This is a genomic window from Oceanispirochaeta sp. M1, assembly GCF_003346715.1.
GTDB lineage: Bacteria > Spirochaetota > Spirochaetia > DSM-2461 > DSM-2461 > Oceanispirochaeta.
In genome coordinates, this window is sequence record NZ_QQPQ01000009.1 from 81,298 (window position 1) to 95,709 (window position 14,412).

Consider the following 14,412-nt stretch of genomic DNA (forward strand, 5'->3'; position numbering starts at 1 on the left):
AGCAAAAGAATTGTTCTTTTCTGAGTAAAAGCTTAATCTTTAAGCATGAACTCAGATATTAAAGTACTTCAGACAAAGCAGCGGCTTAGTGAGGAATTAGACAATGCCATTGAGCTGTGCCTTCTGGAAAAGCTTCCTATAAGAAAAGCTCTAGCCAGGGTTGTTCCTGTCATCTGCCGGATCATCGGTGCCCATGAGATGATGATCCGAACCATAGATGAAAACCTTAAACAGATATCCATGAAATCCAAGGGTTTCAAAAAAGACTGGACTCATCTGGTTCCCCGGGAACTGCCGGAGCTGGAGTTCAAACCCAGAACGTTCCCTCTGGATGAAGAACTGCTTGTTGTAGCCTCCCTTGATGTTGTGGACAGAGTAATAGGAATCTGCGCTTTTGCCTTTAAAGGTGATCTCAGTCAGGAAGATAAAAGTATAAAAGCAGACCTGGTGGATACGGCCGCCGAACTTCTGGATAACTACCTGGAAGGGATTGCCTCAAATGCACGTAAACAGAGCATCACCATGTATTCCACAGAGGCACTGCGTGACCGGATTTTTGAAAACGGGGCAGATAAGGCCGTAAAACATCTCTGTGAAGAACTTAATCTGGAGGAGTTCATCCTCGTATACGGAGATACGGATACTGCCACCGGAGAAGATCTCCGTTACCGCTATTACAGCAGAGGTGAAATGATTCACAACTCCATAGACAGTCCTACAGAGGAGTATCTTGCAGTACTGTCAGATAAAGACAAAGTTCTGAATACTGAAGACAGATCTTTTTCAAAGCTTCTCTCGGGAGAAGGGATACAGGAAAAAGCTCTTCAGAATGGACTGAATCAGAGCCTTATCGGCAAACTCATAGTAAAACCGCAGGACGGTGGGTTGAATCCTGAGAGCAGAGATATAATCCGGATCTTCGCCGAATGCCTCTGCCAGAGACTCTTCGACTATAACAGAGAGCGTCGCTATCTGGCAAAATGCTTCTGTGCACGGGATGTACAGCGCCTCCTCTCTGAACCTGATTTCTACGATAAATACCTCAGTCCAAGAGAAGAGGATATAGTCATACTCTATACAGATATCAGTTCCTTTACCGCCATATGTGAAAAAGTACTGCATAATGCTTCTGAAATAGGGGAACTTATAAACCGCTGGTCACGGATGATTCTGGAAATACTCTATCGTCATGACGGTGTCTTTGACAAGATGGTGGGTGACTGTGTTATCGGTCTTTTCGGCCCTCCCTTTTTTGAATCGACCATGGAGCAGAGAACGGAAAATGCCATAGCGGCTTCTGCCGAGATAGTCAGAGAAACTATCGCCCTGGGAAAGGAGATGGGACTGGAAGAGAGGATTATTGAAGCTGAAGTTCTTGAAAATCTGAATACCTCCAATGGTATCCACTGCGGCCCGACTTCAGTCGGATTCTTCGGCCCCAACGAGGACTATACAGGATTTTCATCCGCCATGAATCATTCAGCCAGGCTGCAGGGTCATGCATCTGCAGGAGAAGTTCTTGTGACCTCCGCCCTACTTGAAAACCTGCCGGGAGGTCCCCTGGGAATTGCTCCGCAGGAAGGACTGACCGTGGACTTTACGGGTCCCTGGGACATTGCGGTAAAAAATGTAAGCCATCCCCTGGAGTACTACCGCTGTATATTTAATCATCAATACACAGAGGAATCTTAATGAGTATACAACGCTGTTCCTGGTGCGGCACCAATCCTCTATATATGTCCTACCACGATAAGGAATGGGGAGTTCCGGTCTACGACGACGAAACAAAACACTTTGAAAACCTTGTTCTGGAATCGGCTCAGGCCGGACTCAGCTGGATAACCATACTGAAAAGAAGAGAAACCTACCGCAAAGCCTATCTGGGATTCAATCCGGAAGTGATTGCCTCCTGGACGGAAAAGGAAGTACTCCGCCTGCTTCAGGACCCTGGAGTCATACGGAATAGAAAAAAAATTGAATCATCAATCAATAATGCACAGCGTTTTCTTGAAGTTAAAGAGGAATTCGGCAGCTTCTCAGACTACTACTGGCATTTTCAGGATGGGGTACCCATTATCAATCACTGGAAAACCATGGATGAAATACCGGCTGTCACCCCCCTTGCAGAGACCATCTCCAAAGATATGAAAAAGAGGGGGTTCTCCTTCATGGGGCCGACTGTAACCTATGCAAATATGCAGTCCGTGGGAATGGTAAATGATCATATCACAAGCTGTTTCCGCTATAAGGAAGTTATAGGCTGATGCCCCTCATGTACCTGATTCCAGTCACAATGCTTATCCTCTCATGCTGCAGCACTGATACAGATTTGGAAGAACCAAGAGGAAATGAGAGAACTTTTCCCGTATATAATCAGGCCTATCAGGAAAACTACGAACCCGACTCTCTGGCTCTCATACAGGCATCAGCTGAAAATGCCTATGTTCTGATGGATCCCTTTGATGAAGACTTTCTCACATTCGGGGAACTGGATGCTGTGAAGTCTGATGGGAATGAAATATCCGCCTATATCAGCATAGGTACAGGAGAGGAATGGCGCTCCGATTTTGAAGAGATGAAACCATATCTTAGTGATAAACAGTGGGGAGAATGGGCGGGTGAATACTATGTCAGCCGGATTGAAGCGGGTCTGACTGATATTATGAAAGACAGAATTGACCGGGCCGCAGAATTGGGTTTTGACTGGCTGGAATTTGATAATATGGACTGGATGTTCAATGAAGAAACCAGGGATGAATATAATCTGGTATCAGGAGAGACCGAAGCACTGGCCTACATTGAGGAACTAAGAGAATATGCTGTGTCAAAAGGGATAAAATGCATGTCCAAGAACTGGCGCAGGGGTGCAGAAAACTATGATGGAGTAACCTTTGAATCGGGATCGGAGAACCTCAACTGGTGGTATTCAGAAGATATGCAGGCCTTTCTGGATGAAGAAAAACCGGTAATAATAGTTCACTACGATGAGAAAGACAGAGAAGGTGCATACCGGGCATACGGTAATTATATGGAAATCTATGGAGAGGGAATCTCATTTATCAGTGAGACAAGATCTGAAAAAGGATATATCCACTTCAATACAAGCCCCTGACTGCTGCCGCCTAAAACATCATCTCATGGGATTCGGGAGTACCATAACCCTCTATCTCTTCAGTCTTCAATCCTCTGCTGCTTAAAGCGGTTTTAACAATTTTTATATTAAAAGGGTGTGTATCCGGATGATTCAGATAATCATCAAGGGGCATCCAGAGAGCTTCTGCAATTTCATTGGGATCAAGGGTAATATCATGGCTTAAGGGTTTCAGTCTGCATACAAAATAGATATCAGACTTTCCATAACGGTAACCGTGCCAGTGACGGAAACAGTTCAGAGAGATAAATTCGCTCTCAATTCCGGTTTCCTCGCGGACTTCTCTGACCACCGCATGGGCAATATGTTCATTAGGATCAAGGGCTCCTCCGGGGAGTTTATAATGACGTCTGGTGTGATGTTTTTCCTGAATAACAAGAATGCGGTTCTCGTCATCAACCAGCACGCCGCCGGCTCCTAAATAGTGTGTTGCATAGTCGGGAATAAAGGCACCGGGAATCAGAGCTAGAGTAAGCTGTATCCCCTTTGCATCGGCATGATGATAGGTGAATCCAGCATTCACAGAGAGTTCTACCAGATCGGCCCGGTCTATAGGAAGAAAGAGCCAAAGAAGTTTTATTCCGTTTTTCCTGAGTTCAGAAATCGTATTCTCAAGAATATTTTTATAGTCGGAAAGAACAGGTAGTTTTTCCGATGAAAGTATAGCCCCACCAAAACGGTCGGCTTCATAATCCAATAATATCATGCCTTAGATTACAGAGAAACCGCGCCTCATGCAAGGCAGTGAATCACTGCCCTGCTGATAATCAGCGGCTTGCCCAGAGCATTCCCCGGGTCATAATCTCGGTGGCTCCCGGAACCTTGAAGTCCGAGGCAATATGGCCGATGGATGAGTAGAAAACTCTGGCTTTACCGTACTGTCTTTTCCAGACAACAGGCATAACCGTACCCTTAATCCAGCCCATCCCGTCCTGATCACCCTTGAAGGTAGTTGTTGCCAGAACCTCGTTGGAAGGATCCACATGCATATAGTACTGCTCTGAGTGCATCTGCAGCTCACTGTATCCGGCAACTATGGGATCATCTGAAGTAATCTGAATTGTATAGTCAATGACACCCCCCGGATGGGCGACCCACTGACCGCCGACCATAAACTGGTACTCCACATTCTGACGGAAACTGTCACCCATACCGCCATGCCAGCCGGCAATCCCGCAGCCCTCCAGTACAGCCTCTTTCAACCCTTTCCACTGATCCTCAGTGATTTCACTCATAGTCCAGACCGGTACAATCAAATCAAGAGAGCTCATGAGAGCCTTATCTGTGTAGCAGTCCATGGAGTCGGTAAATACCAGCTCATAGTCATTATCTTTCAGTATTTTTTCAAAAATACGGGCACAGGCTTCGGGTTCATGTCCATCCCAGCCACCCCATGTTATCAATGCTTTTTTCATTGTTTATTCCTTATTTAAATTATTTCTATCAGGTTCTATTACAACTCACCAGGAGAAAGTGCATGACCCAGAGCATCCGGTCTGACACAGCTTGTATTTAGAGAGACCGGCACTCCGGCTTTATGGGAATCTTCAAAGGCCAGCATGGTATCAAGCACATGCATTGCAAGCTGTCCACAGGCACGATGACTATCTCCGGCGTCCAGAGCACGAGCCATATCAGCAATCCCGATTCCTCTACTGTTTTCGTCATAGGGAAATGCGTATAGCGGAATATCCACAGCCTCTTCATCACCCTTGCGGAAAAGCTTTACAGGACCGCCGAATGTATTGGGATCAGGAACCATAAGGCTGCCCTTTGTTCCGTGAATTTCTATTCTGGGAACCTCAGAGTTAAAAACATCAAAGCTCATACATACAATGCTGCTCACCCCTGATTCAAACTCAAGGATTCCCTTGTAGTCAGTCCAGGTATTTACATCTATCACCTGTCCCCTTGTGTTTTCTGCACTGCAGATTCTCTTCTCAAAGGCCTTTGAAGTTTTACCATAGACTGAACTCACCGGCCCAAGGAGGTTTACCAGAGCCGTCAGATAATAGGGTCCCATATCAAGCATGGGTCCGCCGCCGGGCTGATAGTAGAACTCAGGTCCCGGATGCCAGCTCTCATGACCGGGGCAGAGCATAAAGGCGTAGGCCGAGTGGACTTTACCGATAACACCCTCATCTATCAGCTTTCGGCAGGTCTGAATTCCGGCGCCCAGAAATGTATCGGGAGCACATCCGGTACGCAGCCCCTTTTCTTCCGCCAGCCTGAGAACCGCCAGGCCCTCTTCCCGGTTCAGAGCAAAGGGTTTTTCACAATAGGCATGTTTTCCATTATTAAGTGCCATTGTATTGATCCGGGCATGATACTCCGGTGTGGTCAGATTCAGAATAATATCAACATCTTTATTCCCAAGAAGTTCTTCAGTAGTGAATATGGGAACTCCGTATTCACTGCTCCTCTCTTCTGCTCTTGATGCATCCAGGTCACAGCATCCGACAATAGTAGTTTCAGGAAAAAGATTTGTAAGATTCTTGAAATAGATATCACTTATATTGCCGCAGCCGACAATGCCGATGTTCATATTCTGACTCCTTATAAATTACCGGGTCCTATTTGCATCCCCGGCAGTAATTGTATTATTTTTTCACATTAGCACCCTTATATTCAGAAATAAATGGACATAATTCATTTTACATGGACAATATTGTCATATGTCACTGTTTAAAGAAGGCTGGTTCTACCATATAGAGTCCAGCCCCCGAAGATATCCCGAAGGTAAGGAAGTACAATCTGTCGGCTATTCGCCCCATAAAAGGGAGAGGATAAGACATAGTTTTCAGACACAGAACTTCTCCTTTATCCTCTCAGGCCGCGGCTTTTATGAACTTGATGGAAAACTTCTCCCCGTACGGGCTCCAATGGTTATTACACAGAGCCCCGGTGTACCCATGAATTACGGACCCGATGGTGAATGGGAAGAGTTGTTTGTCATCTACCCGGCAAGGGACTTTGATTACTTTCAAAGGCGTGGACTGCTGGAGATCCGATTATGGAAAATACAACAACATGGGGAGATACTGGAGCAGATCAGAGATATAGTTTTACAGCTTCAGACTCAGGATGTGTTAAAGGGGAGCAGTGATTTCTACGACAGGATTGATATGTCACTTGAAAAACTGATTCTCTACTCCAGGCAGGAATCCCTGCTTCCACGTGAGACAGAGCTTCAAGTCTTTTTACAACAGCTCTATCTGCATATGGAAAGAGACTGCAGCAGTGATTTTGATTTTCATAGTCTGGCTGAAGAGAGAGGTTTCAGCCCGTCAAGTTTCAGGCGTTGCTGGGAAGAGATGTATACAATTCCCCCTGGACAGACTGTTATCGAAATCAGAATGCGTCAGGCCTGCCGCCTGCTTGCGGAAACCGATATGTCCATAAAGGAGATTGCCTCCTCCCTTGGATATGAAGACCCCCTCTATTTTTCTAGGCTCTTCAGAAAAAAAAGGAGTGAGAGTCCAGGGGCCTATAGAAAGAGAACAAGAACCCCCTATATAGGCGTGTAATCTATAAAACCCTGACATAGGATTTGAATAGTATTACAATAGATATGTTTCCTGCAGAACAGGCAAAAAGAATAACAGATTATGGAGCAAAAATATGAATGACATATGTAGAAATATGGAGAAGACTATAAGAGAGGCCGCAAACAGCAGCTCTGAGACACCCTACATTATCCCCTCATTTATTGAGAGCCCGAAGGCCCTCCCCTGTGTTCTGATCTGTCCCGGCGGAGGCTATGGATTCACCTCTCCCCGGGAAGCCGAACCTGTAGCCCGGGCCTATAACGATCAGGGCTTTCATGCTCTGATTCTCCACTATAGAACGGCACCACACAAGCACCCCGCGCCCTTGCTGGATGTTTCAAATACCCTTGCCCTTCTCAGACAAAATGCATGGGAACTGAATGTAGATCCGGAAAAAATCATAGTGTGCGGGTTTTCTGCCGGAGGCCATCTGGCAGCAAGTCTGGGAGTTCACTGGAATAAGGAATATCTGCAAAATGAGATATGCAGCAGCCGCGGACAGAACAGACCGAATGCCCTGATATTAAGTTACCCTGTAATCAGCTCCGGAGAGGATGCACATAGAGGATCTTTTGATAATTTACTTGGAGAGAATGCGGATGCACAGCTCCTCGAAGAGATGAGCCTTGAGAAACAGGTCGGGAATCAGACTCCACCCGCTTTTCTTTGGCATACAGCCGATGATGCATCTGTGCCGGTGGAAAACTCCTTCCTCTTTGCCAAGGCATTGAAGAAGGAGAATATTCCATTCGAACTCCATATTTACCCCAGCGGTCCTCACGGTCTCTCACTTGCAACTGCAGAAACAGATGAAAGCGGAGACACCAGTATGACGGTCCCCCATGTTCAGGGATGGCTCGAGCTGAGTGCCCGCTGGATTAAAAACCTGAAAAGTTTCAACTGACCTTCCAGCTGCCGAAGAAATCTTTCAGCACAAAAAATGCCAGCTTTCTATGGCTCTTGTCCGCAGAAAGCAGTCCCTTCAGATTATATCCTTTCTGGAACTTGTTGCAGCGAACAGGTGTACGGAAATCATATAGTATCCAGGGAGAGATTCCCGCAATCCAGGGCTGTGCCTTGATACATCGGATCTGCTCCTCATAGGTCCGTTCCTGGTACTCCTCGGTGAACATCTCATTCCTGCCGCCATGGTGGCCGGCTTTGGCTCCTGCTCCAAGCTCAGTAATGATAACCGGTTTATCGGGATGACTGTTGTTGAAGAACTCTTCAAGCAGATCAAAGTGGGGGTTATACCAGCCGAAGTATTCATTTATACCGATAATATCCAGCTTGTCTGCCAGTCTGTCATCAATCTTCATCTTGGCCTGATCCCAGAGGCAGGCTGCGGAGATGGCTCTTGTATCATCCAGTTCCCTTGCCAGATCAGCCAACCCGCCCATAAAGGTCAGGCGCTCTTCGGTGTCGGGATTTTCATTCCCCACAGACCAGATAATGACAGAGGGGCGGTTAAAGTCTCTCTTAATCAGTTCAGTCAGCTGCTGCCGGCCGTTATCAATGGTCTCTTTATTCTCAAAATGGATGGCCCAGTACACAGGAATCTCTTCCCAGAGGAGAACTCCCAGTTCATCGGCTATACGGGCAGCCATTTCTGTATGAGGATAGTGAGCCAGGCGCATAAAGTTACCATGAAGCTCTTTGATAAGAGCAAAGTTCTCTCTTATCTCAGCTTCTGTAACAGACTTTCCATTGGGAACTGATTCTTCATGACAGGAGACGCCTCTCAGTTTGATGGATTCACCATTCAGAAAAACAGAGCTGCCTACAACTTTAAATTCCCGGAAACCGGTTCTTTCACGGATTGTATCTCCACCGGCCGAGACTGTTACATCATAGAGCTTTGGATTCTCAGGACTCCAGAGTTCCGGACTGCAGTCGACCTCAATACTTCCTTTGCCGCCTGACAGCTTAAGGGTCTCAGAGATGCCAAGTTCAGTGATTTCCAAACCGGCCGACTCAATGCCTTCTCCTTCTACTGTAATTTCAGCCTTCACTCTGGAGTAATTACTTCCTGGAACCAGGGCAATTTTAAAATTACTGATATAGGCAGAGGGCAGACGGAAAAGTTCCACCGAGCGGTACAGACCACCATAGTTATACCAGTCCGTAAATATAGTCGGGATTCGTCCCGGAGTTCTTGTGTTATTAACAGAGATAACTATGCGGTTATCTTCCAGAAGATAGTCTGTCACATCAAGATAGAAGGGAGTATCTCCTCCCTCGTGGTAACCCAGGAAGGAACCGTTTAGAAATACCATTGAATTATGATAGGCTGCCCCAACTTTCAAAACGACCTTCTCTGAATCTTCCTTCTCATAACGGAAGGTTCTGGTGTATAGCATGGAGCCTTCATAGAGTTTGTACTGCTCCTGCTGGGTATTCCATGTGGAGGGAACCTTGATGGTATCCCATTCATTGAAATCCCAATCCCAGGGTAATGTCCAACCCTCTTCATCCTTACGGGGTTCGGTGAACCACTCCTGCCTTAAACATGTGTCATAAACGTCCGCATGATGATTCCAGATTCCGTCCAGCTTCTCACTCTTTCTGAAGTGATCATAGAGTGTGAAAGAAGCATCTATTTTCTTTGCAGTATATTTTTTCCTGTATTCTCTGTTGTGGATATTCTCTTCAAAAGCGCCTTCATGTTCGGCCATATTATTCTCCTTTGATTTTAAATTGAACTTTTCCTGCTGCTGCCAGAGGATTTTTATTTTCAAGGCTGATACGCCAGATACGGTCTTTTCCCCAGACCCTCATCTTGCTGTCATCCTCAGGTATTTTCTGGAAATCCAGGCACCCCTCAAGGAGGTCTTCCGGAAAGCTGATTACAATCTTACCTTCAGCCAGTGGAATCACTACAAATCCTTCTGACAGCAATGGTTCTTCAAGACTGAGAAAATGCCAGACTGCAGAATTTTTTTCAGCCTTTAATTCCCAGAGATCTGTCAGACAGACTTCATCATCAGAGACATCAAAAGTTCTGTTCCAGGATTTTATTCCTGCAGTCCCGGGATAAGCATTTTCCAGACCAATCCGGCAGCTGTTTGCATCAGTAATAAAGCTGCTGCTTCTGAACTCGCGGCCCTCTTTCTGTTTCATAGAATTGATAACCGGCAGGTTATGCCAGCCGGACTGCATGGTCCAGATTGTGTAACGCATATGATTGAAGGTTTCTCTGGTGTATTCACCAATACCTGGGTCAATCACTGCAGGCTGTCCTTTCCAGTAGACCATAAACTGACCTACGTCATTATGATTATGACTCTCACCATTGTGTCCGCCTTTGCATGAAAAGAAGAGATCCTGAGACTTATGCAAATAGACCTGAGTGTCGGGAAAGACATCGACCCCGCCTCCGCCCTCAGGAACTGTTTCAATATCCTGTATGGGAAAGAGGTAATTACGGAAATCCCTATGCACTGAGAAGGCTTCTTCATGAGAATTATCCCCACTGCTCCGGCTGTTCAGTCTGCAGGCAAGATGACTCAGCTCTTTATCTCCCAGGAGTTCTGCCATCCTGTACATGAGCCCGAATGGCATATGTTCCAACACACCGGGACAGTCTGCAAAATTGGCATAATAAGAACCATCGATATGGACTCTTCTGATATAGGATGCGGCATCTTTGACAAATTGATCTTCCAAAAGCTGGAGTGTTCCACCGCTTACAAAGTCCAGAATATCAAGACAGCCAAAGAGTGATCCGGCAGCGTGATCCCAGTAAATAGCGCCTTCATCACAGCCTCCATCTGCAGGCAGAACTTTCAGATAATTAATAAGAATATCAGAAGATCTTCCTGCAGCAGCCTTCAGCTCCCTTTGTTCAGGTTCAAGACAAAGGAGGCAATGAAGGAAATTATCCGTAATCCATGGAGTCCAGTTGTTCAGTTCTCCATGCTCGGGATGGTCATGATATCCCATCCACCAGTGATCATCATTCTGCATATAGGGATTGATACACCGTCTGCGGCACTCAGTCTCGACACGTTCCACCAGCTTATCCGCTTCTACCATCAATGGTTCTTTAAGATAGTGAATACAGATTGCCATAAGACAGGCTGTGTTGGCGGCAAAAAGATCCACCCGTGGCGGCTTCAATGGAGGCAGGGCTTTCCCGGTCTCATCATTCGGCCAGTTATGAGCAGGAATGACCCAGCTCCACTCATCACAAATTACCGAAACCATGTTGATGATGCCATCCAGCATTTCAGAGCTTTCTTCTCCGAAACAAAAAGCCTTCAACATTCTGACTAATAGAATCCGTCTTCTGAAATAGAGTGCTTCGAAATGACTTCTATTTCCATTGCGCCTGAATTCCATATAGTGAGTTGCCCGTAAGGATGGAATATCTTCAGCCAGCGCCTGTCGTCCCGATTCTCTGATGACCTCACGGGCTTCTAAAGAGATTGAATCCATGGTCCTCAGGGAATTAATGGAGGGAAGAAAATTACTAATCTCAAATGACTGAACAGAGGCTTGTGTTTTTTCTAATTTATCCTGGAGCATAATTGATCTAACCTTTAATCCCACTGGATGCGATTCCCTGAATGAAGTATTTCTGCAGAGATAGGAATAGAATCATTACAGGAACTATGGATATCAGAGCCGCAGCCATCTGGGGACCGAAATAGACCATATACTCTGTCACAAAATCAGTCATTCCCAATGGTAATGTCTTCAATTCGGGACTGGCAATATAGATAAGAGCCGAGAAAAATTCGTTCCAGAACCAGCGAAAAGAGAAGATAAGTACAGTGGCCATAACGGTCTTAGCCAGGGGCATGACAATTCTCAGAAAGATGACCCACTCATGAGCACCGTCAATCCGGGCAGATTCCATAATGGAATCCGGGAGTGTCATAAAAAACTGCTTGATCAGAAATGTTCCAAATACGGTAAAAGAGCCTACAAGAATCAAAGCCAGGTGAGAATTATAGAGTCCCAGATTCTTGATCACCATAAACTGAGGAATGATAATAACCTGAATAGGGATCATCATGGACATCAGATACAGAACAAATAAGGCATCCCGGCCTCTCCATTTCAATTTGGAAAAAGCATAGGCAGAAGTAGATGCTGTACCCAGCTGTATGACAGTACAGAAAAAAGTGACCTTGATTGAATTCCAGATATACAGGGGAAAACGATCCAGCTGCTTGAAGTTAAAAATGCCCGAATTCTCGGTCCACAGAACCAGAGGAGCCTCAAAAATATCTCTTTCATTCTTGAAAGATGCTGTAGCGATCATATAAAGAGGGATTAAAACAAAAGCCGTTGTCAGTAAAAGCATCAGCCATGAGACTGTTTTTTGAATAATTGATTTAGAGGTCATAGGTCACCCACTTTTTCTGATTCTGAAATTGAATTAGGGTAATGGCAAGAATGATGACTAGGAGGATCAGAGATTCTGCCGAAGCATAACCGAATTTATAATTTGTAAAGGAGTTCAGATATACATCGAAAACGACTACATTGGTAGATCCAGCAGGACCACCTCCAGCCTGTCCACCGGTCATCATAAATACCTGGTCAAAGACCTTGAAGCTGCCGATGATACTCATGGTCATGGCAAAAAACATGGTGGGACTGAGCATGGGCAGGGTCACCTTGAAAAAAGTGTGAAATCCATTAGCTCCGTCAATACTTGCCGCTTCATACAGGGAGGGGCTTATAGACTGAAGGCCTCCCAGAAAGATGACCATATAATACCCGAAGGACATCCAGAGTGTTACGATGATAATAGACATCAATGCTGTATCAGAACTGGTCAGCCAGGTATTGGGAGGAAGTCCCAGGCTGGCTAGAAGCTGATTGGCAAATCCTGCTCCGGGATGAAATATCAGAGAAAAAGCAAGGGAAACACCAACGGCTGAGAGCACATTGGGCATAAAAAACAGGCTGCGAAAAAAGGTAGTTCCCCGAAACCCCTGATTCAGAAGAACGGCAAAAAGAAGTCCTAAAAGGATCTGAAAGATTACTGTAAAAAAAACAAACTGCAGTGTCACCAGAAGTGACTGATGGAACTGGCTGCTTTCCATCAGATAACGGAAATTCCTGATCCCGATAAACTTCCAATTGGGACCTCCCGAATAGTTTGTGAAGGCAACTCCGATAGTTGAGATCATTGGAATAAAGACAAAAAGCAGAAATCCTGTAAATCCCGGGAGCAGGAAGGATAGAACTGTGAACCAGCTTGCTCTTTCAAGAGATTTTATTTTCATGTGATTAACTCCGAAAAAACAGGAGGACCCGCAAGCCCTCCCTTATTAGATTATTAGAGATCAGTCAGTGGTGTCAGCGATAGTCTGAAGTTCTTTTTCCAGTTCTGAAAGATAGTCGGCATCTGTGAGATCACCCATCAGATACATTTCAGTGAAACGGGAGATCAGCTGCTCAACTTTGCTGCCGTACTTGTTGTAGATCATAGGACGAACAGGAACATCTTCAGTGAAGTATCCCAGAGAAGTTTCATCCACAATATTCTTAGCCAGGATGGCTTTTACTTCATCATTGACAACAGGAGGAAGAAGACCGAGGCCGGCTTCCACTTTAGCACCATCAATGGTGGCAAACCAGGACAGAGCCTGAAAGGCCGCATCTTTATTCCTGGACTTGCTGTGAACATGACCGAATGTGGGAGCTCCTACGGAGTAGTACTCTGGAGAGTCACTGGGGAGTCTTGTGATTCTGAAATCTTCAGGATTAAAACCTTCAACCAATCCCTTATCAAATCCATTTCTCATGATTCCGGGGAACCATTCACCGATCAGAAGCATGGGGGACATACCGCTGTAGAAAACCTGGGAGTAGTGAGTTTTAGTCACCTTCAGGTCTACCAGCTTGGGCATATCCAGACCGTCTTCCAGTGTCTTTCTGATCTGTACTGATTTCAGTGCATATTCATTAAGATCGATATTTCCATCGCTATCAATGAACTGAACATTATTCTGACCGGCAGGATAGATCTGACAGCTTCCCCAGGTATAGATACTGGAGCCGAAAGTCTTACCATCATTTTCAGAAACCTGCTGAGACAATTCAACATACCGGTCCCAGGTCCACTCTCCTTTTTCTACGAGTTCAGTAGGAGTAGGAAGGCCCTTGGCTTCAAATGGTTTTACATTGTAGTAGGTGTAGTATTTTCCACCTCTATGGGGCAAAGCAAGAACATCACCATCTACTTCTATGGCATCGGCCCAGGACTTCATTGTGGAATAATCAAAGTTATGCTTTTTAATAAGATCATTGAGAGGTTCAATATAACCGTTTGCATTCTGAGCAAACATATCCACCTGTCTTTTCTGCATATAGGCATCCATATCCATACCACCGGCAAGCAGTGTTGTCAGTTTGGATTCATAATCTGCGGGGGGAATATACTGAGGATTAATCTGTACATCTGAGTTAGCCGCATTAAATGCCTCGAACAGATCGGAATAGTCATCATCTCCGTCAGACCATGTATAAAAGTCTACAGAAACAGGACCGTCAGCGGGGGCAGCTTCCTCCTGCTGACCGGCAGCAAAAGTTGAAACCAGGGGCAGCATCAGTAAAAATGCCACAAGTAATTTTTTCATCTAAGAATCTCCTTTATGGGAATAATTATGAAGAATTATTTGCATGCAAACTTTAATCTGGCTACTTCGTATTTTAACAAAAACTAAGGATTTTCCCGAATTTCACTCTCAAAAT

The 14,412-nt window shown here is 45.4% G+C and carries 13 protein-coding genes; 5 read left to right on the forward strand and 8 right to left on the reverse strand.

The features are described from left to right. Positions 1–45 precede the first annotated feature (45 nt). The 3 genes from DV872_RS08090 to DV872_RS08100 are packed head-to-tail and all read left to right on the forward strand — an operon-like array spanning position 46 to position 3,112. Complete coding sequence (locus DV872_RS08090) at positions 46–1,692, forward strand: adenylate/guanylate cyclase domain-containing protein (RefSeq protein ID WP_114629363.1); 1,647 nt, start codon at positions 46–48, stop codon at positions 1,690–1,692. Next, complete coding sequence (locus DV872_RS08095) at positions 1,692–2,264, forward strand: DNA-3-methyladenine glycosylase I (protein ID WP_199563450.1); 573 nt, start codon at positions 1,692–1,694, stop codon at positions 2,262–2,264. The genes DV872_RS08090 and DV872_RS08095 overlap by 1 nt, the downstream gene beginning before the upstream one ends. Further along, the gene (locus DV872_RS08100) at positions 2,264–3,112 is read left to right on the forward strand and encodes an endo alpha-1,4 polygalactosaminidase (protein WP_114629364.1); all 849 of its coding nucleotides are present in this window, start codon (positions 2,264–2,266) and stop codon (positions 3,110–3,112) included. The genes DV872_RS08095 and DV872_RS08100 overlap by 1 nt, the downstream gene beginning before the upstream one ends. Before the next feature lie 10 nt (positions 3,113–3,122). On the opposite strand, the gene DV872_RS08105 is transcribed toward DV872_RS08100, so the two are convergent. The 3 genes from DV872_RS08105 to DV872_RS08115 all read right to left on the reverse strand — a co-directional run bounded on the left by DV872_RS08105 (position 3,123) and on the right by DV872_RS08115 (position 5,696). Continuing rightward, on the reverse strand, positions 3,123–3,857 hold the full coding sequence (locus DV872_RS08105; RefSeq protein WP_114629365.1) for an NUDIX domain-containing protein: 735 nt from the start codon (positions 3,855–3,857) through the stop codon (positions 3,123–3,125). A gap of 61 nt (positions 3,858–3,918) precedes the next feature. Next, positions 3,919–4,566 carry a ThuA domain-containing protein gene (locus DV872_RS08110; RefSeq protein WP_114629366.1) on the reverse strand — a complete coding sequence of 216 codons (648 nt, stop codon included), beginning with the start codon at positions 4,564–4,566 and terminating at the stop codon, positions 3,919–3,921. Positions 4,567–4,604: 38 nt separating this feature from the next. Continuing rightward, positions 4,605–5,696: a Gfo/Idh/MocA family protein gene (locus tag DV872_RS08115; protein ID WP_114629367.1), complete on the reverse strand. Its 1,092-nt coding sequence runs from the start codon at positions 5,694–5,696 to the stop codon at positions 4,605–4,607. A 130-nt stretch (positions 5,697–5,826) separates the two neighbouring features. On the opposite strand from DV872_RS08115, the gene DV872_RS08120 reads away from it, so the two are divergent. Beyond that, the gene (locus DV872_RS08120; protein WP_114629368.1) at positions 5,827–6,678 is read left to right on the forward strand and encodes an AraC family transcriptional regulator; all 852 of its coding nucleotides are present in this window, start codon (positions 5,827–5,829) and stop codon (positions 6,676–6,678) included. Positions 6,679–6,772: 94 nt separating this feature from the next. Next, on the forward strand, positions 6,773–7,603 hold the full coding sequence (locus DV872_RS08125; protein WP_114629369.1) for an alpha/beta hydrolase: 831 nt from the start codon (positions 6,773–6,775) through the stop codon (positions 7,601–7,603). On the opposite strand, the gene DV872_RS08130 is transcribed toward DV872_RS08125, so the two are convergent. Genes DV872_RS08130 through DV872_RS08150 form a run of 5 tightly spaced genes read right to left on the reverse strand, consistent with a single transcriptional unit; the run spans position 7,596 to position 14,297 of the window. Continuing rightward, positions 7,596–9,374: a glycoside hydrolase family 2 protein gene (locus DV872_RS08130; protein WP_114629370.1), complete on the reverse strand. Its 1,779-nt coding sequence runs from the start codon at positions 9,372–9,374 to the stop codon at positions 7,596–7,598. The two genes, DV872_RS08125 and DV872_RS08130, sit on opposite strands and share 8 nt — an antisense overlap. Before the next feature lies 1 nt (position 9,375). Continuing rightward, positions 9,376–11,250, reverse strand: coding sequence for a heparinase II/III family protein (locus tag DV872_RS08135; RefSeq protein ID WP_233516417.1), 1,875 nt, complete (start codon positions 11,248–11,250; stop codon positions 9,376–9,378). Next, positions 11,234–12,052: a carbohydrate ABC transporter permease gene (locus tag DV872_RS08140; RefSeq protein WP_114629372.1), complete on the reverse strand. Its 819-nt coding sequence runs from the start codon at positions 12,050–12,052 to the stop codon at positions 11,234–11,236. The genes DV872_RS08135 and DV872_RS08140 overlap by 17 nt, the downstream gene beginning before the upstream one ends. Further along, complete coding sequence (locus DV872_RS08145) at positions 12,042–12,941, reverse strand: carbohydrate ABC transporter permease (protein WP_114629373.1); 900 nt, start codon at positions 12,939–12,941, stop codon at positions 12,042–12,044. The genes DV872_RS08140 and DV872_RS08145 overlap by 11 nt, the downstream gene beginning before the upstream one ends. 60 nt (positions 12,942–13,001) lie before the next feature. Next, a complete protein-coding gene (locus DV872_RS08150) occupies positions 13,002–14,297 on the reverse strand; it encodes an ABC transporter substrate-binding protein (RefSeq protein ID WP_114629374.1) in 1,296 nt (431 codons plus the stop codon). Positions 14,298–14,412: the final 115 nt, after the last annotated feature.